The organism is Campylobacter concisus (assembly GCA_002092835.1).
GTDB classification, from domain to species: Bacteria; Campylobacterota; Campylobacteria; order Campylobacterales; family Campylobacteraceae; genus Campylobacter_A; species Campylobacter_A concisus_K.
The window spans coordinates 323,680-349,719 of sequence record LVWL01000018.1 but is presented as its reverse complement, the minus strand read 5'-3'; the positions used below and the strand labels follow the sequence as shown (position 1 = coordinate 349,719).

Sequence of the window (26,040 nt, the reverse complement as noted above, 5' to 3'; positions counted from 1 at the left end):
TTTTTAGTCTAAAATCGCTAGTTTTGCTCGCATTTTATCTAAAAGCAAAACAAACTAAAGTAAAATTTGCCCAAATTTTCAAATTTCAAGGAGCAAATGTGTCAAAAGCTTACCTAAAATCGCCCATTGGAATTTTAGAGATCGTTGCCAGTAAAAATGGAATTTGTGAGATAAATTTTGTAGATAAATTTGAAAAAATTGTTGTAAAAGATGAAAATTTAAGGCTTTGCCTTGATGAGCTAAAAGCATATTTTGAAGGCAGGCTTAAAACTTTCAGCACAAAACTTGATATAAAAACAACTAATTTTAGAGCAAAAATTTACGAGGCTTTACAAAAAGTACCATACGGAGAAACGACCACATACGCAGCCCTAGCACTTGCCACAGGTCACAAAAATGCCTACCGAGCAGCAGGATCAGCCAATGCTAAAAATCCAGTGCCTATCATTATACCTTGCCACAGAGTGCTAGCTAGTAGCGGACTTGGTGGCTACTCTGGCGGAGATGGTCTACTAACTAAAATTTGGCTTTTAGAGCATGAAGCAAAGCATAAATAGCTAAAAATTTACAGTAAAATAAAAGTCCAGCAAATTTTAAAGCGAACATTTCTAAAATTTATCAGAGTATTTAAAACGCATGCAGTGCTTTAGCGCCATTGAATGCACCTTGAATGTGAGGGATCTAGCAGATTTAAAAAGAAAAATAAGAGGACGGCCTCGTAATTCAAGCCCCATTGTCTCTCTTTTGAATAAAAAGGAATTTATAAATTTAATAAAGCGTTTTCAAATTTTAAAACTTCATTCACTCGCAAGAACTAAAATCTAAATTTGCTTACCGCTTAGCTCAGATTTTAGAGCCAAAATCACTCGTTTATGAAATTTTAAAATTTACTTGTCACTCTCTTGATTTAATAAAGCAAATTTACAAATTTTAAAACTTTACTCAATCGCCTTAGCAACTTACCAAAATTCAGGTCTCGCTATTTGCTTGCTACTGAATTTGGAAGCGTGATATGCTCGCTCATAAATTTTAAAATTTATTTTTCTCTACTGTGCTGCATGTGCTTATATTGTTTAAATTATTAATTGCTTTTGTGCGTTATATGGCTTTTTGTTTGGATTTTAGAATCATCAAAATTTATAAATTTTCCTAGCCCTAATCTCACTTAGGGTTAGGAAAGGATTATTTTTTAGCTACAAGAGCGTTTTTTAAGACATCTTCTATCGTATCTACGGCAATGATCTTCATATCACCCTTTACTTCAGCAGGGATATCTACAAGGTCTCGATCATAGTTTTTGCGAGGTATCAGAGCTGTTTTGATGCCAGCTTTGTGAGCGGCGATGAGCTTCTCTTTTAGCCCGCCGATAGGCAGCACCCTGCCACTTAGCGTGATCTCACCAGTCATCGCCACATCATGTCTTACTTTTGTATCAGTAAGTATCGATGCGATCGCCGTTGTCATCGTGATACCAGCGCTTGGGCCGTCTTTTGGCACCGCACCCTCTGGCACGTGCAAGTGAAGGTCGTAACGTCTATAAACGTCGCTGGCTTCTAGCTTGTGTTTATCATCATCTAGTTTTGGCACGATAGCCATCGGCACTTTTAGCTTTTTGTTATCGATCAGCACTTTTACCACGCTAAATGCGATCTGAGCGCTCTCTTTCATCACATCGCCTAGCTGACCGGTGATTTGCATGCTGCCTTTACCCTGGATCCTGATAGCCTCGATCCTTAGCACGTCACCTCCGACACTAGTCCACGCGAGGCCATTTACTAGACCAATCTGATCTTTTTTATCCGCTGGCTCGATCTCATAGACCTTTTTCTCTAAAAATTCTTTCAAATTTTTAGCTGTGACACCGATCTTGCCCTCGCTTTTTTTGATAAGGATATTTTTAGCAACTTTTCTTAATATATCAGCGATCCTACGGCGTAAATTTCTCACACCGCTCTCTCTTGTGTAGTCGCTGATAATTAGCTCAAGTGCCTCTTTGCTGATGCTAACATCGCTTGGTTTTAGGCCGTGCTTTTTAAGCTCTTGAGGCAATAGATATTTTTTAGCGATCTCAAATTTTTCTTGTGGTGTGTATGAGCTAAGCTCGATAAACTCCATCCTATCACGAAGTGCGGCTGGGATCATACTCACATCATTTGCTGTAGCGATAAAGATGATCTTGCTAAGATCGATGTTAAAATTTAGATAGTAGTCTCTAAATTTGTTATTTTGCTCTGGGTCCAAAATCTCAAGTAAAACAGCAGTCGGATCGCCCCTGTAGCTTCTTCCAACCTTGTCGATCTCATCTAAAACAACCACTGGATTCATCTGTTTAGCTTCTATGAGCCCTTGCACAATACGACCTGGCATAGCGCCTATGTAGGTGCGGCGGTGACCTCTTAGCTCGTTTACGTCCTCAAGCCCACCAAGTGCGATCCTGACTAGCTCACGCTTTAGTGCCTTTGCGATCGAGTTTGCGAGGCTTGTTTTGCCTACGCCTGGAGGGCCTGCAAAGCATAAAATAGCGCCATTATTTACCTTTTCACCAACGCCTCTAAGCTCCAAAAGCTCACGCAAGGCAAAATACTCCTCGATGCGCTCTTTTGGCTTTTCAAGGCTGTAATGATCGGCATTTAAATGCTTGCTCACTTCGGTGATGGATGATTTTTTCTTAGCTACATTTTCAAATGGAATTTCAAGTACCCAGTCAAGGTAGCTTTGTAAGGTATTTGCGTCAGCTGAGTCTGGGTGCATGCGCGAAAGCTTATCTATTTGTTTTTTGATCTCTTTGTAGGCGTCCTCGGCCATAAATTTCTTCTTCGCATCAAGCTTTTTGCGGTACTCTTCAAGCTCCTCTTCACGGCTCGTGTCCGCTCCAAGCTCGGCTTGGATTTGCTTTAACTGCTCTTTTAAAAAATACTCTTTATTTGTCTTATCGATCTTTGAATGGACTTTATTTTTTATCTCTTTTTGAAGCTTATTTGCCTCGATCTCTTCGATAACATAGTCGATTAGTTTTAGCAAGCGCTGCTCTAAATTTTCCTCGACAAAAAAGCTATATGCGATCTGTTTTTTTAAGCGAAGCGCGCTTGAGACTAGGTCGCAAACCCTGATCGCTTCAGCGCTCTCTTCGATCGTTTTTAAAAGATCAGGCGGGAAAAAGTGGCTAAACTGCGAAAGCTCTCTTACTTTTTCTCTTAAAACCACTATAAGTGCATCAGTTTTGACCTGTGATGGGCGCTTGACATGGAGCATATCAACGATACCGCGGAGCGGATTTATGCCTGATTGTTTTAAAATTTTACCTTTATCAATGCCCTGAAATAGTACTTTTACACGTCCATCAGGTAGCGGCACACGGCGCATTATCGTGCCGATCACGCCAGCATCATAGATGCCATCAAAATCTCTAGCGCCGTCTTGCTGAGGCTTTGTAGGCACCACAAGGATCGGAGTCTCTTCTTGTATGGCAAGTTCGAGTGCCTTTAAATTTTCATCATCACTTAAAAAAAGCGGAGTTATCATAAATGGATATAAAAATAGCTCGTCCTCAACGATAATGGGAATTTCGGTTGGGAAGCCTTTATTTTCGTTTATTTGCAAAATTTCTCCTATTCAAATAGTTTTCTATACCATGCTACATCAGGCTTGATAAGGTCAGAATTTCTAAACGGTGACTCTTCAAGTTTTTGCTCGTAAATTTTGGCCGAAACATCACGACCAGTCCTATTGTAAAGATCAGCTATTTGCATATCTAGGAAGTAAAGCGCGAGTTTGAATTTAATAAGCATAGTCTCAATAAGTGGCTTATATTCAGTATTTGGATACATATAAAGAAATTTCTCGATCTCTGTTACGCTATCTTCCATAAGCTTTTGGTTGCGGTTTGGCTGAGTAAATGAGTCAAAATTTGCTTTTATCTTTAGATACTGAGCAAACTCTGTTTTTGGACCGTTGTCACCATATCTTTTGATGTACTCGTCAAGATAGTGATTTGCCATGAGATACTCTTCGTCATTTGCGTGAGCTTGGGCAAGGATGAGTAAAATCTGCTCCAAAAGCGGGCTTGCAACGTGCTCGCTAGCCATTGAAACGTAGTGTTTATCAGCTGACTCCAGATCGCCATCTTTGATGTCAGCGATGACCTGAGCGTACCACTCATCTGGAGTTAGATTGTAAAGTTCGGTGTATTTTTCAGCACAACCACTAAAAAGCCCTAAAAGAGCTACGACTGCTAGAAATTTAGAAAATCTTTTCATGCTTTTCCTTAAAAAATTTAAATCCTCGTATTCTACATTTTTTGGCATTATTTTTGTATAAATTTTTTAAAACTATGATAAAATACAGCAATTTTACAAAACAGGAGTTAGTATGATTTTTAGTGTTAAAAGCCCTATTTTAGGCTTTGAGCATATCAAGACGATGGCGTTAATTGAACTTGATAAATTTTTTGTTAAGCTAGCAAGCAAAGATGATGAGACATCTTTTACAATGATAAATCCTTTTGCATTAAGAAGCTACGAATTCGATATTCCAAGCTATTATGAAGATCTTATGGAGATTAAAGAAAGCTCTCAACTCAGAATTTATAACATTATCGTTGTTGCACTCCCGCTTGAAAAATCAACTGTAAATTTTATAGCTCCTATCGTTTGCAATATGGACAACATGACCTTATCTCAAGTCGTTTTAGACATTGCCAAATATCCTCAGTATGGGCAAGCTGAAATGATAGAAAATTTTATACAAAAATAGTAGCTAAAAGCTTTTAGAAAATCTAAGGAGAGATTTTTTATTGTTATTTAGAGGATTTGTTGTGAAGATAGCATACTTACTCTGTTTTATTGTCACGTTTGGTTTTTGTGCACCCAGAGCTTGTACGACAGCAGAAGCAGCATCTATTGGTTGTAGTGGAGCAAATTATTCTTGCTTTATAGACGCTGAAGAGTATCAAGACAACTCTTCTAAAAATATCCCACATTGTATAAGAAAATCTGATAGAACTTGGACGATAGATACCAATAGCTTTTCTTCAGGTTTAGCACAAGACCACTATCATATTTACGTTGAGCAATTTTCTCCATGGAATCAACGATCACTAATAGGTATGTGGGATGATCACTCTAAAGGCTTAAGACAAAGATCAATAAATGGCAATCTAAATACCAGAGTAAATGGCGATATAGCTACCATTGGTGCTACTATTATGATTCCGCAATACACTGGATATAATTTTGTTCCAGATCCATCTAACGTAACAAAAACATCATCTACAGCCGATAGAATATTTTTAAATACTGGTAGTTTTACGTCTAGTAATTACACGCTTTGTCAAAAAACATATATTTATAATCCTAGCAAGTATCCTTATTGTCAAAATTCATCCTCTTCCACATTTGATTTTAGTGAGAAAAATACCTTTATACAAAATAATTTAAAAGGTAAAAATGTGGTCTATGCCAGACTTTACTGGGGTGGCTCTCTTTATCAAAACTGGGCAATAAAAAATCTTGGGTCAAATTTATATGTAAGCGCCTTAAATTACATAAAAGGATATAGCAGGATTGATTTTAAAGCTCCTGGAAAAAATATAATTACAATAGATGCTGATCCAAAAGATGTCTTTTGGTTTGGCTCATTTAGTGAGTATAAACCAAAATCAATGACTCTTGAATCATATAATCAAAACGAGTCTAATAGCTACTATGTAAAGGCTGGAATAAACTACCAATATGTAGCAAGTGCTGATGTAACAGATATAGTTAGAGACTCTCTTGGTACTAGTGAGTCAGATAGGACATTTTATGCTGGCAATATCAGATCAACTACGATTCCCTTTAGTGATGAATTTATAGACCCAAATGATGGCATATATAAGGTAAACAATTCCACTAATAGAAAATTAAAAAAAACATACGGCACACTGCTGTTTTCGCCAGTCCAAGGACAAAATGGCTACTGGATACAATCCATCGCACCACAATTTGCAGCTTGGAGTTTGGTCATCATTTATGACTTTGATGATAAAACTGCCGCAGCAAACAATATAGAGCCAAAACTTGTTAGTATATTTGATGGACTAGAAAGACTTGCAGCAGACTGGATGAAGTCAAGCGATCCATTTGGTACTGTAAAGAGCTCAACCGTAGATGTAAAATTTGAAAATATCTATACACCAAAAGCAGGCGATATAAATGCTACGCTTACAATGTTTTCTTTTGGTGGAAAGCCAGAAACAAAAGGTGAGAATATTGAAATAGAAAACGAAGGTAGCTATCTGAGTATAACCAGCAAATACAATGCAAAAGGTGATCAATTTAACTCAACCATGACAAAATTTGGACAACCTATAAATCTAGGCAAAAAATTTCACTCTCAAGCAGACTTAGATATATTTGATATATCAGACAAAATGTCACATTCCCAAAAAGAAGCAGATATAAAATTTACAGTTACAACAATTAAAAATTCAGGCAGTGCTAATGTTGTAAGCGCTGACCGTATAAATTTGGCTATGGTAGGCTTTTCTACCCGTATATATAAACCAGATGTTTGCTATATGGAATATATTTATGCAAAAAAACCTAGCGATAGTACTTTTACAAAGGTGCAGGAAAATACCCCGACAGTAGTGCCAGCAAATACTATTTTAAAAACTTTCGTTGAAGTTACAAACAATACTAATGAAGCTGCCCAAGACTTTGCACTAAAAGCTACAATAGATCCAAGCCAAATTTATAATCCAAACTCAACTTACATATACGCAGATAAAGCATCGCAAGGACCTAGTGATCTACTTACTATGTCAGGACAGGTACACTATAACGACAACACAGGCTTGCAGCAATTAAGCGGAAGCGACTTAACTTTTTATTTAGGACAAGGTGCTGCTGCAAATAAGGGTGGAGAAATGCTAATTCATCAAGGTAACTACGCTTATGCCATATATGAGACGACCCTTAAGTCTAAATTTGAGCCAAATAGTTACAAAGCCACAGTTGCTAATGCTGATATAAATTTACAGCCCTATGACACATATATAAGAAGATGCAGCAATCAAAACTACAACATTACTTTAGGCGTTAGTGCCAGTCCAAATAATTTCGTCGCAAGCAATAGACAAGACGATGGCTCGGCAACTTTTAAAGCTAAATTTAAAAATAGACTTCTAACTAAAATCGTTTCTACGCCATTTAATGTCTATATCACGAACTATGATACAGATGGCAATAAAAAAGTACCAGATGCTCCAGTGGATGTAAAAGTAGAGTTGGTCGAGTCTTGCAATGCTCCAACAAATTTATATGAACAAGATATAACATTTAATGGCGTAACTGATATTTTGTTGTCAGGCATTAGTATTAATAGAGCCTATAAAAGCGTAAAATTTAGAATTTCTCATCTTGATCCAGTGACAAATACTACAAAGGTTGAATGCGAAAAATTAGATGATTTTGCCATAAGACCAAGTCACTTTAGGCTATGGGATACTGACAAGAATACGATCAATAATAACAATGTTTTAATAGGCGGCAAAGCCTATAACAACATTGCTCTTGCGGCTATGAAACCTCTTGATAGTGGCTTAGCAAATGGTTATATAAATAACATAAGTGGCTCAAATGGAGAGATAAAACTTGTACCAGCATATAGTGCGACTTGCGATCCTAGCATTATAGAGAGCGAGAACAAACTAAGCGTAGATTTTAACGATCCAAATAAAGCATTGGGTAAAATTTTCCGTCACACATCAAGTGGGCCTGTTGGCTTTTCTTACTCGGATATAGGTGATACATATTTTTATGTATTAGACAAAGACTATACAGCAACTGATCAACATACACCATCAAGAGCTGATGATTGTGTAAAAAACTCAATTAGCAACGATCCATCACAAGACACTGCTCAAGAAGGAAGAATCGGATGCAATATAAAGCTAGAAGGTAATAGAGATTATTTATTTAGACCAAAAGATATACAAATAAGCAAGTTAAAGATAACAAAAGATAACGATATAACATACCTTGATAATGAAGGCATACAAAAAGCAAAGCTTGACTTTGAAGTAACTGCTAGGTTGTTTAACGATGACCCTGCAAAACTTTATAATGAAGATTGCTATGCAAAGAATATGAACTTTGATATAAAGCTAGATAGAGTTCCTTTAAATTTTACAGATAATGATGGCAATGCCGGTACATTAGCAAAAGCAAATGAAGAAATTTTATTTTTTGAAATTCCTGGCTCAAATACTAGAAAAGCAATAGATCCAAGTGCTACAAAATCAACATTTTATGTAGAGAAAAACACTTTTGTAAATGGCGTAGGCAAAGGTGAAGTATATTTTAATTTTGAAAGAAAAGTAAATCATGCTAAAAATCCTTTTACTATTTCAAGTAATGATTTTAGTTTTAGTGGCATGTCAGATAGCACCGATACAGTAAAAAAATATGAAAAACCAGCAACAGAAACAACGGCAAAATTTTACTTTGGTAGGGTTTATGCACCATTTTATGAAGGGCTTTATAGTGGCTTTTATGCCAAAATTTATTATGGTGCCTACTGCGATGGATGCAATAAAAATATCTATATGAAAGATAATGGCAAACTATGGCAAGACTTTCCAGCTGCACCATTTTGGGCTACCAATCCAAAACATAGCGCAGGAGTACTTAACTATCACGACTTTAGCTTTACAAACACTTACAGCGGTACTGTTTTAAGAAATGATGTAAGCAGTATAAGCAATGGCGAGCAGATAATTTTTATAAGAAACCCGTCAGCAGTTACTGATGTGGCTAAAATGAGAGCACCTAGTTGGCTTCTTTATAGTGAATTTGATGAGAAACCTGAAACAAATAATTTCAATCTAAATTTTCTAGTACCAAATGGCGAATGGGCTGGTAAAGTCCTAAAGAGCAATAATATAGAAGATAAGACAAGCGGTGCAGTTGGAGGTTTTATAGGAGTAAAATCAAATAGTGATAGTAACCTAGATATAAGCGATAAGACAAACAGGAGAATAGAGTGGTAAAAAGAGGTGGCTTTTCATTGATAGAGCTTATCTTGTCAGTGCTTGTAGTAGCCATAGTAAGTGCAAGCTTGCCACTAGCAGTAAGAACTACTTCAAATTTAAGCGAGCAGTCCTTAATGCAAGAAGGACTAATGAATGCTAAAACTTATATGTCATTAATATTAAAAGCACCATTTAGCGATCAAGTCTTAATAGCCGGTAAAAATACCATGCCATCATCCATAACGACTCAAGAGGCTATAATTTTTCCTCTTATTATCTGCGACCAAGGGGCAAATCCGGATTTTTATGAAAAAAGCGGTGTAAAAGGTGAAGGACATAGGATACTTGCATATCCGGTGCAAAATTCATCTGCATGTGCCACAAGGCCTAGTGATTCAAAGCTTCCAGAATCAATCAAAAGCGTAAATTTTAAAGTAAAATCTATCAAAAATTTCAATACTCAAAAATCCATCTCACCAACTGCTAGCACTACTAAACGCGACTTTATCATAGATACAGAGACGACTCCAACTATAACAAATGGAGCTGATAAATTTGTAGTTAGCACTCCTTTAAACGATAACGACGTTTTACAAATAAAGCTAGATACGACTATGAAAACTACAAAAGAGAGCAAAAGCGTACTTTATGGATATGCCTTTAATATAGGTGAAAGCAGTACTCTAAGTGTAAAAGAATGGAAATGAAAAAAACAAAAAAAGCTTTTACATTAATTGAGCTAATAATAGTCATCACCGTACTTGGTGTTATCTCACTTATGAGCTTTAACACGCTTATGAATTTATATCAAAACTATTTTCAAAGCAAAGTAATAAACGAACTAGAAACACAAAGTGAAATCGCTCTTGAGCAAATTTCAATGCTACTTAGCCACAGAATCAAACAAAGCGTTATCGCCAGGAAAAAAAATGGAGATTATCTAGCTCTAAATGATAGTGGCGTAAATTTAAGTAGTGACTTTGAAATTTTAGAATTTATCCCAGCTGCTTATGAGCTATTTGATGGTATCAACGAATACAAAGGAGATGATACTAACGGAGATCCTATCATCGAAGAAGGCATATATAGCGGATATGTAGATCTTGCAAATAGCTCTGTTGCAAATGGATTAAAAAGCCCTGGAAGCAAATTTAATGATGCTTTTAGAAACGGCGTAATGGACTTGACCTGCGAAAATGATAGCGATGAAGAAGATGTAAATAGCGGCTCTAGGTGTATAAACGCCGATAATGAAAATGGTGGTTTAGTAGCGATATTTTCTAGCATACTTTATAGAGTTGGTAGTAGCTTTGGCTATCAAGAAAATTTAGACCAAAGACACTTAGATATTGCAAAAGTAGGCATACAGTCAATCGACACACTTAAAATTTCAAATGATTTTAAAAATAAAAAAATTTCAGAACAGTATAAACTAGCCTATACAGCCATTGCCATAGCACCAGCTGAGCAAAGTGCCGAGGATATACAAAACGGCTCTTTTGACCTTAAAATTTACTACAATTATAGGCCATGGCTAAATGAAAGCTTTAAAAAATTTAGCTCAACATCTACAAAGGATATCAAAGCCGAAAGTGCAACGCTAGCTAAACATGTAACAAGATTTGTCTTCACGGAAAAAAATGGAGTCATCGCGCTAAAGCTCTGCCTTAAAGCAGAAAAATCAGAAATAACCATTTGCAAATCAAAGGCGGTTTATTAATGAGAAAAGGATTTACGTTAATAGCAGCGATATTTTTTCTAGTTGTAGCAGCTTCTATCAGTACTCTTGCCCTTTCGATAGCTAGCACATCAGCTAGACAAAGCAGTGAAATTTATCTAAGGGAGCAAGCACAACTCGTTGCTCAAGCAGCAGCAGAGTATGCGATGTTTGAAATTTTTAGAACTGATTTTTCAAACAAATGTTTAGATAAAGTAGATGGAGAATTTAACGATATGTTCGACTTTAAAGTAAAAATAACTTACTTTGGCGATATCGGCATATGCACTCCACCGACAATTATGCCAGGAACAAACGGAGTCGCAAGTACTGGCAACATGATCTTTGATGTTTTTGTAACATCAAAAGATAAAAAAATGCCAAATCCTATAAATTTTCACAAACGAACTCTTCAGAAATTTTAAAATTTTATAAAGATTTTAGTTTAATTTGTTTTTAGTTTTAGCGTGTTATAATCATCTTACTTTCTATAAAGGAGATTACGATGAACATAAGCATTGTAGGAAAACAATTTGAGCTAACAGAGCCAATCAAAAACTATATCCAAGACGCTTTTGATACGCTTGGTAAATACAATCTCGACATCATCTCAGTAAGATGTGTTGTAGCAGCTGATGAAAAACAAGGAAAAAAAGGTTTTAACGCAGAATTTTCTCTAAATATGGCCCATAAAGACACCATAGTCGTTCGCCAAAAAGATAAAGATCTTTACGCTGCGATCGATCTTGCTATCGAAAAAGCATCAAAAGTTTTAAGAAGAGAGCATGATAAGAAATTTACTGTTAAAGGCAAGGCTGACGACAAAGAATTTCGCTCAAGAATAGGAGAAGAAAAGATCGAAGGTGTCGAGGAGATCGTACCTATGGAACTTGAAATTTATAAACCACTTGAGGTCGAAGAAGCACTTGAAAAACTAAAATCAAGCGATAAACAATTTTATGTATTTAACGATGTTGACGCAAAAATGCGTGTGATCTACAAAAGAACAGACGGAACTTTCGGTCTTTACTAAAATTAGGGGCAGCTTTGCCCCTAAAATTTATGCCAATCCACTATAAATTTTCTTTCTAAAATCTAAAAAATCTTGTTGCAAAAACTGATACGCTAGCAAATGGCTTTAAATTTTCAAAAATAGAATAGATATCCTTGCGTAAGATAGATCTAGATGCAAGAAGGATTCCCTGTAAGCCATTTTAAGAATATCTTGGCGAACTAAACTAGGTCACAAATGATGAATGGCAAGGCAAAGAATTATATGCCATAAAAAAGCGGGTGATTTTCTTAAAAATAATCTAGATGTAGAATTTTATTTTATAGACCGAGAAAGCGTAGAGGAGCATAGCAGAGCGAACGAGCTAAAAATACTTGATAGCACTAGAAATTTTTAAGGATAAAAGAGGGACAAAGCTCTCTTTTTATTTTTTTTTTAAAATATCAAATAGCTAAAACAAATACTATCTATTTCTCTAAATTTTCACTAATTTTTGGTCTAAAGGCCTTATTTATCTTTCTTATCCAAATGATTAGCGAGATAAATAAGATAAAGTAAAATACATAGCTAGCTACCGGCCAACTAGTATCAGTGCCGCTTTCTTTTAGCGAGATGACATTTCTAAATTCTTGAAGCATAGAAATTCTATATCCATAATATTTTACAGTTACGTTTTTATCGCTATTTGCAAAGCCTTGAGCCTTGGCTTGTACATCAGCTGAGTTAAATTTAAAATAAAACGGAAATCCCCATGCAGTATCTTCATTTCTATAAGCCATGACTTTATTTGAATTATTAGAATCTTTAGTGTAGATAAAATAAACATCTCTGGTAGGGCCATCAGCCGGATTTTTAGCATCGATGATACCATCTTTGTCCATACGTTTGACATCGCCACCTGTGATTTGTACATTTGCATAGTGTGGAAATGAATAATCAACTACAAGAGCCAAAAAAGAGTGTAAGAGTATTATAAAAATAATGCAAATTCTTTTAAAAAATATAATCATTTCTTTCCTTTTAAATTTGCGTTATTTTATGAAAAGATAGCTTAATAAAGGGGCAAAATACCCCTTTAGTTTTAAGCTTTTTTATTAAGCATAAATTTTAGAAGTTGTGCAAGGAAGCTGATTCCACCGATTATTAAAATCGTATCACCAATCATTCTTACCCATCTTAAATTTTGTAAGTGTGATTGTTGTAAAAGCTCAGCGCTTCTTGCATACCACATACCATGCTCTAGGCTTGCAAATGCTTGATAAATTCCTATTGGAAGTAGTGAAAGCACGATCATTAGCATAAGGCCTATATTTAAGCCCCAAAAGCCTACCTTCATAAGTTTCTCATCAAATTCTTGACCTTTGAATAGATAAGTAGCTACTAGCCAAACAAATCCAAGTGCCAAAAATCCATAAACGCCAAATAGCGCAGCGTGTCCGTGAACTGGAGTCGTATTTAGGCCTTGGATATAAAATAGTGAAATCGGAGGATTGATTAAAAATCCAAATACACCAGCACCTAGCATATTCCAGAAAGCAACTGCGATAAAGCAGTAAAGTGGCCATTTTAATGTCTTAGCCCAAGTTTGAGCAAACTGAAGTCTGTAATGCTCATAAGCTTCAGCGCCAAGCAATACAAGAGGAACTACCTCAAGTGCTGAGAAGCTAGCGCCAACTGCCATTATAGGTGTTGTAGTGCCCGCAAAATATAAGTGGTGGAAAGTTCCTGGAATTCCGCCTACTAAGAAAAGTGATGCACTCGCAAGTGTTGAGAACGTAGCAAATCTCTTTGAAACAAGACCAAGACTAACAAATACAAAAGCAAGTGAAGCGGTAGCAAAGACCTCAAAAAAGCCTTCAACCCAAAGGTGTACAACCCACCAGCGCCAGTATTCCATCACTGGAAGTGGACTTCTTTGGCCGTAAAATAATCCTGCTCCGTAAAATAATCCAACTGCAACGGCTGAAGCTGCAAAGATAGCAAGTAAATTTTTATCACCTTTGTTCTTAAATCCGCCGATAAATCCGCGAAGTAAAAGTAGCATCCAAATGACAAGGCCAACAAATAAAATAATTTGCCAAACACGTCCAAGCTCGATATATTCATATCCTTGGTGTCCAAACCAGAAGCTTAAATTTATAGGCATAATATTTGCGATCGCTAAATACTCGCCAGCAAAACTGCCAACTACAAGGATTAGTAGTGCATAAAATAGCAAATCTACGCCAAGCTTTTGGAATTTTGGATCTTTGCCGCCATTTATAATAGGTGCTAAGAAAAGACCGCCTGCTAAAAATCCTGTCGCAATCCAGAAAATACTAGCCTGAATGTGCCATGTTCTAGCAAGTGAATAAGGAATATAAGCTGATAAATTTATACCGTAAAATTCTTGTCCTTCTACTGTATAGTGAGCTGTAAAGCCGCCTATTAAAATTTGGAAAGCAAAAAGAGCCAAAGTTACAAAAAGATATTTTTTAAGAGCTTTTTGAGATGGAGTTAGGCTTAATTTACTAAGCGGATCTTCGCTAATAGTTTCCAACTTTTCATCATCTTTTTTACCATAAAAAGAGCTAAACCAAACAAGAAATCCAATACCAGCAATAAGTATTACAACACTTGCGATTGACCAAAAGATATTTTCGCTTGTTGGTACATTATCTATTAGTGGCTCATGTGGCCAGTTGTTTGTGTATGTAGCATCGCTATTAGGTCTATTTGCTGCGGTTGCCCAGGCTGACCAGAAGAAAAAGTTATTAAGATCATCTCTATCAGAAGCATTTGGAAGAGTATTTTCTTTCATCGCATAAGCTTCTCTTAAAGATTTAAACTTAGGGTCATTTCCAAAAAGTGATGAATACTCTTGGCTTACTTGTTTCATAGCCTTTAATCTATCGCTGCTAAGTACGATTTTATCGTCTTTTACGTCATTTTCTCGGTACTCTTTTTTAAGTAGAACTTTTAGATTTGCCTTTTGATCATCATTTAAGTCAGCATATTTTGAGTGATAAATTTCATCTGCTTTTAACTCTAAAAATATAACTAACTCTTTGTGAAGCCAGTCCGCACTCCAATCAGGCGCTTGATATGCGCCGTGTCCCCAAACAGAGCCAACTTGCATACCTCCTATGCTTTGCCAGGCCTCTTGACCTTTATAGATGCTCTCTTTGTCGATAACGACATTGCCATTCTCATCTGTAAAATTTACAACTGGTGGCGAGCTTCTATAAACTTCAACGCCGTAGTAGCCTAAAATACTAAAGCAAATTACTAGTACTGCAACAAGTGCTAGCCAATACTTTTTGTATTCACGCATTGATTCTCCTTTTTTAAAAATTTTAAGGCGAAGTTTATCTCATTTTAAAAAAGCAAATAATGACATATGTCAACAAAAGGAGAGAATTTATCCCATTAGTTTTATAAGAATTTACAATATATGCAAATTCTTCATAATGTATATGCAAAATTTACATAGAATTAATATAAATATTATTAACATACATGTTTATACTTCAAAAATAAAGGAAAAAATATGCAAACAAATTTCATGCACAAAGTAGCTAAATTTAGCCTTGTTGCTTCACTTTTTGCGGCTCTTAGCCTAAGCGCAGCTGAGTCTGCAAGAAGCATCACAGATATGAAAGGTGTCAAAGTAAGCGTGCCTGAAAAGGTAGAAAAGATCGCTGCACTGTGGAATGCAAACAACGAGATCATCCTAGCACTTGGCGGTATGGATAAGGTTGTAGCCACAACTGATCTGATCAAAAACAACAAGTGGTTTGAGCACGTCTATCCAAAACTTAAAAATTTACCAGCTGCACTAAATGGCAAAGACCTTCAGATCGAAGAGCTTGTTAAACTTGCACCTGACGTTATCATAGTGTATAACAAAAATTTTCAAGATGAACTTATCAAAAATGGCTTTAGCGCGGTAAATTTGATCTTTAGAGACTATCCAGATATGGAGAAAAGCATCTATGCAACAGCTGAAGTCATAGGCACTGATGATGCTAGAAAAAAAGCTGAAAAACTTGCTAATAAAATCCACGATAACTCTGAGTTTGTAACAGCAAGAACAAAAAACATCCCTGACGCTAAACGTCCAAAAGTACTTCACTTGCTTGGTGGCGCAAATTTACTAAAAGTTGATGGCACAAACACTATCCAAAACACTTGGATCAAGCTAGGTGGAGGCGTAAATGCTATCAATACTGAGGGTTCAATGATCGAAGTTAGCGCTGAAGAGATCATCAATGCAAACCCTGATATCATCATCGTTGGTGGTAATGACACAGACGCACAGATCAAAAAGATAAAAGAGCACCCTGCATTCTCTGGCTCAAACGCTGTTAAAAACGGCAAAATTTACGGTAACCCAAAAGGTGTATTTAGCTGGGATAGATATGGTGCTGAAAACGTACTTCAAATTTTATGGGCAGCAAAGACTATCCAACCAGATCTATTTAAAGATGTCGATATGAAAGTAAAAACAAAAGAGTTTTATAAAGAATTTTTAAATCACGATCTTAGTGACAAAGAGTATGGCTATATCTTAAAAGGTCTAAATCCAGACGGTAGCAGTAAGTAAGATATGAAAAACGCAAATTTTTCAATAGTTGTTATCTTTTTAGCTCTACTAACGCTTGTTTGTGCCTTTGTCGCACTTGGCGTTGGTAGATTTTACATACCTTTTAACGACGTCTTTAGCGTGCTAGCTCACAGCTTTGGTTTTGGAGATGGCGCAGCTAGCAACATCACAAACGTGATAGAAAATTTACGTATCCCACGTATCATCGCAGCTATCTTAGTCGGTGCCGCTCTTAGCGTGAGTGGTGCTGCCTATCAAGGCGTCTTTAAAAACCAGCTAGTAAGCCCTGATCTTCTTGGCGTCTCGGCTGGTGCTTGCGTGGGAGCTGCAACTGCCATTATCTTTGATCTATCGCTATTTTGGGTGCAGGCTTTTGCTTTTGGCTTTGGTCTAGCAGCTGTTGCTATCACTCTAGCCATACCAAAGATGATGGGGCGTACTAGTACACTTATGCTAGTTCTTTCTGGTATCATCGTAAGTGGCCTTATGGGCTCAATAATCGGCTTTTTAAAATATGTCGCTGATCCCGAAACAAAGCTACCTGACATCGTTTACTGGCAGCTTGGTAGCCTTGCAAAGCTTGATAGTGAAAATTTAAAGTACATAGCCCCAGTTATGATCATCTGCGCCATTTTACTAATCGCCATGAGCTGGCGTATAAATTTGCTATCTCTTGGCGACGAGAGTGCAGCGAGACTTGGCGTAAACGTAGCTTTTGAACGTGCTATCGTTATCATTTGCGCTACGCTTCTTACAGCGTGCAGCGTCTGCATAAGCGGCATAGTCGCTTGGGTAGGACTTCTCATGCCTCACTTAGCACGTATGCTAGTTGGTGCAAATAACATAAAAAGCATGCCAGCAAGCATATTTATGGGTGCGATATTTTTGCTTTTTGTAGATACTTTAGCGCGCAGCATAAGCGTGAGCGAAGTGCCTCTTGGCGTACTTACTGGCTTTATCGGCACAGTATTTTTCGTCTGGGTCTTGTGGCGAAATAAAAAGGTTGCGTGATGCTTGAAGTTAAAAATTTAAACTTTAGCTACCCAAATGGGGCTGGCAAACTAGAAAATGTAAATTTAAAGATAGGCGCTGGGGAAATTTTAACCATTCTTGGTCGAAATGGAGCTGGCAAATCAACAACTCTTGGGCTAATAAGCGGCTCACTAAAGCCAGTTTCAGGAGAGATCTTTCTTGATGGCAAAAATGTAGATAGCCTAAGCAACAAAGAGCGCGCTAAGATCATGGCGTATGTCGCTCAAAGCGAGGTTACTGAGTATGACTACACCGGACTTGAGTTTATCACGATGGGACGCGCAGCGCACCTTGGTATCTTTGCAAGACCTAGCAAAGAGGACGAAGAGATCGCTAGAATTTACACCAAAAAGCTTGAGATCGAGTATCTTGAAGATCGCTTTATCACGCAGATGAGTGGCGGTCAAAAGCAGATGTGTATGATCGCTCGTGCGATGGCTGCGCAGCCAAAGATGATCATATTTGACGAGCCAACGAGCGCGCTTGATTTTGGCAACCAGTATAAATTCCTACGCACCGTCAAATGGCTAAAAGAGCTTGGCTACTCGGTCGTGCTAACCACTCACAACCCTGACTTTGCCGTGCTTCTTGGCGGATATGTGGCACTTGTAAAAGGTGATGGCGAGGTTGGATTTGGCACGGTTGATGAGATCATCAGAAGTGAAAATTTAAGCAAGCTTTACGGACTTGATCTAAATGTAAGTTATATCGACAAAGTGCAAAGAGAGTGTTGCCTAACATATCCACTTTAAATTTATCTGCTTTCAAAAGGATAAATTCTTTTGAAAGCACCTTTTGTACTTTTTTGTTATTTCACACATACCGCCTTTGGAGTAAAAATGAAAAAGTTAGTTTTGATTTTATTTTTTGCATTGATAGCAAATGCGGCTGATAAGTTTGATTGTTCTAAACGCTACTGCAAGGAGATGAAAAGTTGCGAAGAAGCATATCACTATCTAAGAAAATGCGGACGCAGTGGATTTGACCGTGATCGTGACGGCATACCATGCGAAAATGTATGCAAAGAGCGCAGAATAGAAAAATAATTTTATAAATTTTACAAAGCTTAGCCTTGCCACTCACTTCAAATTCGATAAATTATAAAAATTTAAACAAGTCAAAAGAGCCAGTAAAAGAAAATCAAAAATTTTAAGTTAAGTTAAAAGCAACTGGGTATTATTTTTAGCAAGTGCCGCTACTCTAGCCTTTGCAGCCTGTGTGATATCATCCTCGTAGTCGTAGAAGTTAAATGTCGCTCCATGCTGTACAAAGCCATTTAGTATGTCGCCACTTTGGCGGTTTTTCAGATCAAGCTCGGCCACCTTAAAGCCGTCATTTGTCGCGCAAAATTCTTTTAGTCTAGCTGGTGTCTCTTTTAGCTTGGTAAATAAAAAGCAGTATCCATCGCCACCGTTTCGCCCTACTCTACCCCTTAGCTGATGAAGCGTGGCAAGGCCGAGCCGCTCAGCCCCTACAATCACTATCGTATTTAGCTTGGCAGTGAGATTCCAACCTCAACAACGGTGGTCGAGAGTAAAATTTCGCCCTCTTCTCTAAATCGCCTTAAAATTTCCTCTTTTTCCTTATCCTTGCCGTGCGTGACGAAGACATTTTTGAAATTCTTTAGCCAAAAGCCCTGCGCCTCGTTTAGGCTTTGATAGTTTGAGCTCTCGCTGCTCTCAACTAATGGATAGATGATGGCTACTTGAAAGCCGTTTTCTAGCTGCTTTTTAATGTGAGCGAGCAGATAGCCAAACTCGCTAGCACCAAAAATTTGGCTCGTTATATTTTTCTTAAATGGCATCTGCTTTAAAAAGCTAAAATTTACGATCTCAGACTGAATTAAACTTAACGTCCTTGGTATGGGCGTAGCTGAAAACTGCACGAAATTTGCTCGCTCGTCCTCGTTTGAGGCAAGCTCTTCTATCTTTTTGCGCTGATTTGAGCCAAAGCGGTGTTGCTCATCGACCATGACAAGCGGCGAATTTGGTAGCTCGTGAAAGAGCAGCGCATGCGTGCCAACGATCAAATTTACACCGCTAAAGTCTATCTTTTTCTCCCCACTTCGCACCAGCATCACATTCATAAATGGCGGCAGCAATCTCTTTGCTTCGTTATAAATTTGCTCGCTTAAAATACTTGTTGGCGCCATCAAAATGGCACTTTGCGGATAGACGCTAAGAGCAGCTGCTAGGATAACAAGCGTCTTGCCGCTTCCTACGTCCCCCATTATGACGCGCCTTTTTGCCTGCACGGCACTAAGGTCGTCTCTTATATCATTTATCGCGTTTATCTGGTCGTTTGTCGGCATAAATGGCAAGCTCTTAAGCCAAGAGCTTATATCAAAAAGCTCTATTTTAGGGCTTTTAAAGTAAGTTTTTTTCGCACTTAGCTTTTTTATGTAGTTAAAAATTTCCACAAATTTTAAAATGTGCGCGCCCTCATTATGATTTTTTAGGTGATATAAAATTTGTACGCTTTGCTCATCTAGCCTTTGCAGATCAGCTAGAAATTTAGCCTCTTTTTCATTTAAGCCCTCGGCTAATAAATTTTGTAAATTTATATATTTTAAAACGAGTTTTTTAACTTCATCGTCTTTTAGCTCGGTCTTAAATTTAGGCACGATCTGGCCTATTTTTGTGGTGATTTTTGGATTTACTATCTGCCACGAGCCAAAGGCGTAGGAGCAAAGCCCATATATCGCCATCTCTTTGCCGACCTTAAAAGCGCCATAGTGCCAAGACTTTGCGTTAAAAATGACGATCTTTACGCTACTTTGCCACTGCTCACAAAAGGCAAGTGCTGTCAGCATACCAGGGCGTGAGGCGAGCGAGGTGATCTTTACATTTATGCAGACCTGCCCTTCTCTTGGGCTCTTAGCGATCGTCGTATCCTCAAAGCCCTTTGGCAGCACAAGAGCAAGGTCAAGTAGCTAAGCACGCCTATTTTTAGAAGTTTTGCTCTGTCGCTTGCTTCAAATTTCATTTTTTAGGACGCAAAAACTTAGCTCATTTATCTCTGCGTGGGCTTTTATGAAGCTATTTAGCTCGTTTAGCGAAAGGGCTGAAATTTTATCAAGGTCCTTTAAAAATGCCCCAAGCTCGCCATGTTCGTAAAACTCGCCTTGCGCGATGTCAAGTCGCTTAAACAGTGTCTCAAGCCTAAGTGGCAACGAACCAAGTAAAAATTTCTTCGCCTGCTCAAGCTCGGCCTTGCTAACGCCTTTTTTGCTAAATTTTAAAATTTCCTCTTTTATAACGGCAATCGCCTCATCTTTTTTCTCATTTTTTGTCTGCATGTAGCCGTAAAGTTGGTTGTAAGAGAGATTTAGCAAATTTCTAGCGTAGGCGCTGTATGCAAGCCCTCTTTTCACGCGGATCTCCTCCATGAGCCTCGAGCCAAAGCCACCCTCGCCTAAAATAAATGTCGCCACTGCGGCCTTGTATTTCTCTTCAGGTTTTACATTAAACGCGCGCCAAAATAGATGTATGCCTGCTCGCTTTGCCTGATGATCTCGCTACTTTCGCACTTGTTACTTGGGCTAAAGCGCTCTAGTTTTCGCACCTTGCCAGGTTTTAGGATTTCTAAAACGCTAGCAAGCTCTTTTGTCTGCTTCTCGTCGATGTCGCCACCAAGCACGCAGAGCAAATTTGAAAGGTCTAAATGCTCGTTTAAAAATTTCCTCACATCTTCAAGCGTGATCGCTTTTACGTTCTTTTTAGTGCCGATACTTGGCTGAGCAAGCACGCTTTTTGGGTATAAAAGCTCAAAAAGCCCTTGCCTTGCCACGTAGTCAAAGTCGTTTTCATTTGCTGCAATCTCGCCAAGAGTGACGGTTTTGCACCTATTTAGGATCTCATCTCTTAAATTTGGAGCGAGTAGTAGTTCTTTTAGCTTGCCGCACGCAAAGGCAAAGTGCTCTTTTAGGCAGTTTAGGTCTATGCAAAATGTCTCAAAGCCGCAGCTTGCATTTAGGCTGATAGCCCTTACTTCAAGCTCTTTGGCAAATTTAGCCGAGCCTAGCTTCATATCGCCCTCGTTTAGCAAATTTGCACTAAGTCTTGCAAGGCCTGCTAGTTTGCCATTTTGAGAGCTACCAGCTGCTTTAAAAACTAGCTTTAGGCTAACTACTGGCATCGCTTTTGAGCTTTCAAAAACGACTGGAATTTTTATATTTTTTACATTGATATCTAAAATTTTCATCTAAAATTTCTCCAAAATATCGTAGTTTGTGTTGCGCTTAGCTGGAATTTCTCCAACATCTTTTATAAGCTCGATCATCTGATCTTGATTCATCCTAAAGCTCGCTCCTGCAGCCTTTACGACGTTTTCTTCCATCATCGTGCTACCAAGGTCATTTGCGCCAAAAAGAAGCGCTAGCTGGCCTACGTAGCTGCCCTGAGTGACCCAGCTGCTTTGGATATTTTTAAAGTTATCCAAAAAGAGCCTTGAAACCGCAAGAAGCCTTAGATAGACATTTGAGCTTTGCTTTTTTATCTCTGGGAATTCTTGCATGAGCTTTGTATTTAGCCCTTGAAAGCTCCAAAGTATAAATGCCCTAAATCCAGCCGTTTCATCTTGTAAATTTCTGATGTGCTCCCAGTGCTCCACGATCTCACGAGTGCTCTCAACCGTGCCAAACATCATCGTGGCAGTCGTTTTCATGCCAAGCTCGTGCGCCTCTTTGTGTATGCGAAGCCAGTCTGCGGTGTCGCATTTTTTTGGGGCGATGATGTCACGCACTCTATCGCTTAAAATCTCCGCTCCAGCCCCTGGCATCGAGTATAAGCCCTTTTCGTTTAGGCGTCTTAAGACCTCTTTTGTAGAAATTTTTGAAACTCTTGCGATGTAGTCGATCTCAACGGCAGAAAAGCCATGTATCGTGATGCTTGGATAGTGCTTGCTGATGTAGCTTACAAGCTCCTCGTACCACTCGATCTTTAGCTTTGGATGAACGCCACCTTGAAATAAAATTTGCGTACCACCAATGGCGATTAGCTCCTCGATCTTCTTGCCGATCTCCTCAAAACTTAGCACATAAGCGTCTTCTTCTTTTGCGTGGCGGTAAAATGCGCAAAATTTACAATCCACCCAGCAAACATTTGTATAGTTGATGTTGCGATCTACGATGAAGGTCGTAATGCCTTCTGGATGAAGCTCTTTTTTTCTGGCTAGCGCCATCTTGCCAAGCTCGTGAAGCGGTGCATTTTCTATAAGATCGATAGCCTCATTTACACTAAGTCTTTTCAAATTTAACCTTTTATTTTGCTTATTTTTGGGCGAAAGTTTAGCCAAAAATGCTTTTAAATATGATAAATCAGGCGTTATGAAAAATTAATTTTTAAAGGCTAAAATGTGAGAAATTCTTTAAAGGAGCGAGTTATGAAAAAGGTGATATTTACCGTTATCTGCGGACTATTTTTAGTTGGTTGTGCTAAAAACGAGCCAAAGCCGGCTGAGCCACAAGGAGAAAGTTGCGGATGTGCTCATCATCAAAAAATGATGCAAGAAAATATGCCAGGCTGCCCATATCATGGCATGCAAGGGGCGATGCATGAGCAAATGCCAGCAGGCTGCCCAGCTCACGCAAAATAGTAAAAGTGCCATTTGGCACTTTTATTTTAATATCACCTTGTCACCTTTGGTGCCAAGAACCGTCACTTTCTCTCCATTAGCTAAATTTCCGTCATATTTCCAAAGAGTGCCTTTAAAATAGACCATATTTTCTCTGATCTCACCAACTCCGGCTTCGTCTAAAAATTCCTCGTTAAAGCTCTCTTTTCTGGATATAAATTTACTCTTTAACGGCGCTTTTAAAAGCACAAGAAGTACAATCGCAATCGCAGCTGTAATTAAAATTTGATAGCTCCAAGCAAAACTAAAACCAAAATTTATAGCTCCAACTACGATAAAAGCTATGCCAAAAAATAGCAAATAAAATGAGAAAAAGATAAACTCGGTGATGCACAAAACCACACCGATTGCTATCATTATAAAAGGGCTGATCACGCCTTATCCTTAGCTAGGAAATTTTTCAAAACGCTAAGTGAACCAATAAGCTCAGTCGCCTCGTAAGGGACTAAAATTTTATCTTTTGAGCTATTTTTAGCTAGCTCACTAAATGCCCCAACTCTATCGCGCGCTAGCAGAAATTCAGCCGCATTTGCGTTTTTGCTCATGCTGTCATTTATCATATCCATGGCCTCTTTTTGAGCCGTTGCGATAGCGATTTGCTCGTATTTTTTCGCATCAGCCATACGCTCAATCGCCTCTGCTTGAAGCACTTTTTCTTGTTTTAGTGCTTCGGCATTGCGGATTAAAGCCTCTTTTTCAGCCAAGGCTTTTAGCTCGATCGCACGTTTTTCACGCTCAGCTTTCATCTGCATATTCATCGCCTCTTCGATGCCAAGTGGAACAGAAATTTCAGAAATTTCTACACGCATAATCTTTACGCCCCAGTTGCCAGCAGCGTCGCCAAGAGCCACTTGAAGTGCGGCATTTAGGCGGTCACGTGAGCTTAGTGTATCGTCAAGATTCATCGCGCCTATCTCGCCACGAAGCGTAGTCATGGCTAAATTTGCTATGGCACGCTTGTAGTTATCTACATTATAAACCGCCATTTTTGCATCAAAGACCTTCAAAAAGACGATACCATCGACGCTTATGTTTACGTTATCTTTTGTGATGACTTGCTGTTTTGTGATGTCTACAAGCTGCTCTTTTACGGTGATTATCGCTCTTATTTGATCGACAAATGGTATGATTATGTGAAATCCGCCATCAAGCACTTTGTGAAATTTGCCAAGTCGCTCAATGAGTAGATTATCAGCTTGTGAGACGATCTTGATACCAGCCTTTAAAAACAAGAACGCAAAGATAACCAGAACTACGACTAAAACGCCAAATGCTTCGATTTGCATTTTTACTCCTTTAATTTATAATTTGTTATTTTCTTAAGTATTATAATACATTTTAAATTTTATTTTCAAAAAGGATTAGCATGAAAAATTTTATATTTGCACTAAGTGCGGCTCTACTTTTGGCAGGTTGTGCCTCATCTAGCCAAAACGCAAACGTCCCACAAGGCAAATGTGAAGTAAAAGGTAGCTGCATGGCTCCAGTAAGCAGCATCGAGGGCACTTACAAGGCATTTTTACCTTGCGCTAGCTGCATGGGCATAGACTCAACCCTTATACTAAAAAAGGACGGCACATTTGAAAGTGTGATGGACTATAAGTCAAAAGACAACTACAAAGCCGTTAGCAAAGGCAAATACTCAATCGAAAATGGTGTGATAACAACGATTGATGAGTATAAAGAAAAGAGCTTTTATAAAATAGAAGGCGAGAACCTAAAAATGCTAGATATGGATCAAAAAGAGGTCACTGGCGAGCTAAAAGATAAATACATCTTTAAACGCGTAAAATAAATTTTAAAGGCAAAATGATATAATTTTGCAATTTTTAAGGAGTTGCAAATGAAATATCTTTTTGCCATACTTATCTCATTTTTCATCCTTGGCTGCGCAAAAAATGAAAATTTAGAGCCAAAACAAAGCACACAAAATACAGTAAAAGAAGACAAGCCGTTAGTTCAGGCAAATACACCCAAAAAGTCAGAAAAGCTAATACTTCCAAACTCAATTTATAGTAGTTTTCACACTATTTTGCCTTGCCCAAACTGCGAAGGCATAAAAACTATCATTACGCTAAATAAAGATAAAACCTACACAAAAACAATGCTTACTATAGATAAAGAAGTAAGCTCGGTTGAAAAAAACGGCACATTTGATGTTGATGATAGTGCTATCATTTTAAAAGATGAAAATGGCAATCTTAGCTACTTTGTGCTAAATAAAAACTCACTTCTTCAGCTTGATGACAAGAAAAATAAGCGAGTTGGCGTGCTAGCTCAAATTTATAATTTCGAGCCGGTAAATAAAACTTACAAAGATAGTTTTTTTGCTAAATTTTATAAATTTAAAAACAAAGATAACTTTTTAGACATTGTAATCGTACCAAGCAAAAATGGTGCGAAAATAAGTTTTTATTCATCATTAAAAAATGGCTCGCCACTTTGCGAGTTTAGTTCGGAGCTACTTTACGATAAAGGAATTTTTTACCTTTTAGATGAAAAAGGCATTGCCCTAAGCATACATAGGATAAATAATGCAATTTTTCTAGTAGCAAACGATAAAATTTGTAAAAATGCTCACATAAGTGGACGATATAAAAAAGATAAAGATCAAAAAAATCTCTTTGGCAAAGGCTTTTTTGCAGAGCTGACAAACGAATCAGCAAATAGAGATGTGATAAAAATTTATGGCTCAAAAAACATAAAACGGGATAACACAAAAAAAGAAAACAGCTACATCGTAACAAACAAAAATGAAAGAATTTTTGAATACACCTTGCTAAATGGCATTATCACAAGCATTGAAATTTACTCAAACGAGTTTAAAACTCCAGAAAATATCAGCCTTAAATCAAATTTCAAAGATATAAAAAATTCTCTTGTTATCTCTAAATTTAGTAGTGACAAAAACAATATCTATCTAAAAATAGATAGCCACGATATGTTAATCACACTAAAAAATCCACTTGCCAAAGATATAACAAGCCTAAACGATATACCAGATGAAACAAAGATAGAGCAAATAACGCTAATGTGGAATCAATAAG

The 26,040-nt window shown here is 37.8% G+C and carries 21 protein-coding genes and 2 pseudogenes; 14 read left to right on the top strand and 9 right to left on the bottom strand.

What is annotated here, in order from left to right; genetic code table 11:
- Positions 1-98 precede the first annotated feature (98 nt).
- Positions 99-557 (top strand): cysteine methyltransferase, encoded by a 459-nt coding sequence (locus tag A3835_03570; protein ID ORI08766.1) that lies wholly within the window; start codon positions 99-101, stop codon positions 555-557.
- Between the two features lie 625 nt (positions 558-1,182).
- Here the strand turns inward: A3835_03570 and A3835_03565 are convergent.
- Together A3835_03565 and A3835_03560 are read right to left on the bottom strand one after the other, a co-directional pair.
- Entirely contained in the window at positions 1,183-3,600 is a 2,418-nt protein-coding gene (locus A3835_03565) for an endopeptidase La (protein ORI08615.1), read from the bottom strand.
- An 8-nt stretch (positions 3,601-3,608) separates the two neighbouring features.
- On the bottom strand, positions 3,609-4,256 hold the full coding sequence (locus A3835_03560) for an outer membrane assembly lipoprotein YfiO (GenBank protein ID ORI08614.1): 648 nt from the start codon (positions 4,254-4,256) through the stop codon (positions 3,609-3,611).
- Between the two features lie 112 nt (positions 4,257-4,368).
- Between A3835_03560 and A3835_03555 the strand changes: the two genes are divergently transcribed.
- From A3835_03555 to A3835_03530, 6 genes are all read left to right on the top strand, one after another.
- Positions 4,369-4,752: a flagellar biosynthesis protein FliW gene (locus A3835_03555; GenBank protein ID ORI08613.1), complete on the top strand. Its 384-nt coding sequence runs from the start codon at positions 4,369-4,371 to the stop codon at positions 4,750-4,752.
- Between the two features lie 61 nt (positions 4,753-4,813).
- Positions 4,814-9,031: a hypothetical protein gene (locus tag A3835_03550; GenBank protein ORI08612.1), complete on the top strand. Its 4,218-nt coding sequence runs from the start codon at positions 4,814-4,816 to the stop codon at positions 9,029-9,031.
- Positions 9,025-9,720 carry a hypothetical protein gene (locus A3835_03545; GenBank protein ID ORI08611.1) on the top strand — a complete coding sequence of 232 codons (696 nt, stop codon included), beginning with the start codon at positions 9,025-9,027 and terminating at the stop codon, positions 9,718-9,720. Before A3835_03550 ends, A3835_03545 begins: the two co-directional genes overlap by 7 nt.
- A complete protein-coding gene (locus tag A3835_03540) occupies positions 9,711-10,733 on the top strand; it encodes a haloacid dehalogenase (GenBank protein ID ORI08610.1) in 1,023 nt (340 codons plus the stop codon). Before A3835_03545 ends, A3835_03540 begins: the two co-directional genes overlap by 10 nt.
- A complete protein-coding gene (locus A3835_03535) occupies positions 10,733-11,155 on the top strand; it encodes a hypothetical protein (protein ID ORI08609.1) in 423 nt (140 codons plus the stop codon). Before A3835_03540 ends, A3835_03535 begins: the two co-directional genes overlap by 1 nt.
- An 80-nt stretch (positions 11,156-11,235) precedes the next feature.
- Positions 11,236-11,763, top strand: coding sequence for a 30S ribosomal protein S30 (locus A3835_03530; GenBank protein ORI08608.1), 528 nt, complete (start codon positions 11,236-11,238; stop codon positions 11,761-11,763).
- A gap of 446 nt (positions 11,764-12,209) precedes the next feature.
- On the opposite strand, the gene A3835_03525 is transcribed toward A3835_03530, so the two are convergent.
- Both A3835_03525 and A3835_03520 read right to left on the bottom strand, forming a co-directional pair.
- Positions 12,210-12,752, bottom strand: a complete 543-nt coding sequence (locus A3835_03525) for a hypothetical protein (GenBank protein ID ORI08607.1) — start codon at positions 12,750-12,752, stop codon at positions 12,210-12,212.
- Between the two features lie 71 nt (positions 12,753-12,823).
- Positions 12,824-15,055, bottom strand: a complete 2,232-nt coding sequence (locus A3835_03520; GenBank protein ID ORI08606.1) for a nitric oxide reductase large subunit — start codon at positions 15,053-15,055, stop codon at positions 12,824-12,826.
- A gap of 231 nt (positions 15,056-15,286) precedes the next feature.
- Here A3835_03520 and A3835_03515 point away from each other — a divergent pair, with 231 nt between their 5' ends.
- From A3835_03515 to A3835_03500, 4 genes are all read left to right on the top strand, one after another.
- Positions 15,287-16,327 (top strand): peptide ABC transporter substrate-binding protein, encoded by a 1,041-nt coding sequence (locus tag A3835_03515; GenBank protein ORI08765.1) that lies wholly within the window; start codon positions 15,287-15,289, stop codon positions 16,325-16,327.
- 3 nt (positions 16,328-16,330) lie between these two features.
- On the top strand, positions 16,331-17,338 hold the full coding sequence (locus A3835_03510) for an iron ABC transporter permease (GenBank protein ID ORI08605.1): 1,008 nt from the start codon (positions 16,331-16,333) through the stop codon (positions 17,336-17,338).
- A complete protein-coding gene (locus A3835_03505) occupies positions 17,338-18,111 on the top strand; it encodes an iron ABC transporter ATP-binding protein (protein ID ORI08604.1) in 774 nt (257 codons plus the stop codon). The genes A3835_03510 and A3835_03505 overlap by 1 nt, the downstream gene beginning before the upstream one ends.
- Positions 18,112-18,198: 87 nt before the next feature.
- Complete coding sequence (locus A3835_03500; protein ORI08764.1) at positions 18,199-18,405, top strand: nuclease; 207 nt, start codon at positions 18,199-18,201, stop codon at positions 18,403-18,405.
- A 108-nt stretch (positions 18,406-18,513) separates the two neighbouring features.
- Here the strand turns inward: A3835_03500 and A3835_03495 are convergent.
- The 3 genes and pseudogenes from A3835_03495 to A3835_03485 form a co-directional block, all read right to left on the bottom strand.
- A pseudogene (locus tag A3835_03495) lies at positions 18,514-20,344 on the bottom strand (ATP-dependent DNA helicase RecG).
- Positions 20,334-21,562: pseudogene (locus A3835_03490) on the bottom strand (peptidase M16). The pseudogenes A3835_03495 and A3835_03490 overlap by 11 nt, the downstream one beginning before the upstream one ends.
- Entirely contained in the window at positions 21,563-22,609 is a 1,047-nt protein-coding gene (locus tag A3835_03485) for a dehypoxanthine futalosine cyclase (GenBank protein ID ORI08603.1), read from the bottom strand.
- A gap of 132 nt (positions 22,610-22,741) precedes the next feature.
- On the opposite strand from A3835_03485, the gene A3835_03480 reads away from it, so the two are divergent.
- Positions 22,742-22,954 carry a hypothetical protein gene (locus A3835_03480; protein ORI08602.1) on the top strand — a complete coding sequence of 71 codons (213 nt, stop codon included), beginning with the start codon at positions 22,742-22,744 and terminating at the stop codon, positions 22,952-22,954.
- A gap of 21 nt (positions 22,955-22,975) precedes the next feature.
- On the opposite strand, the gene A3835_03475 is transcribed toward A3835_03480, so the two are convergent.
- A complete protein-coding gene (locus A3835_03475; protein ORI08601.1) occupies positions 22,976-23,368 on the bottom strand; it encodes a nodulation protein NfeD in 393 nt (130 codons plus the stop codon).
- Positions 23,365-24,279, bottom strand: coding sequence for a paraslipin (locus A3835_03470; GenBank protein ORI08600.1), 915 nt, complete (start codon positions 24,277-24,279; stop codon positions 23,365-23,367). The genes A3835_03475 and A3835_03470 overlap by 4 nt, the downstream gene beginning before the upstream one ends.
- 80 nt (positions 24,280-24,359) lie before the next feature.
- Between A3835_03470 and A3835_03465 the strand changes: the two genes are divergently transcribed.
- Together A3835_03465 and A3835_03460 are read left to right on the top strand one after the other, a co-directional pair.
- On the top strand, positions 24,360-24,788 hold the full coding sequence (locus A3835_03465; GenBank protein ORI08599.1) for a copper homeostasis protein CutF: 429 nt from the start codon (positions 24,360-24,362) through the stop codon (positions 24,786-24,788).
- A gap of 48 nt (positions 24,789-24,836) precedes the next feature.
- Positions 24,837-26,039, top strand: a complete 1,203-nt coding sequence (locus A3835_03460; GenBank protein ORI08598.1) for a hypothetical protein — start codon at positions 24,837-24,839, stop codon at positions 26,037-26,039.
- Position 26,040: the final 1 nt, after the last annotated feature.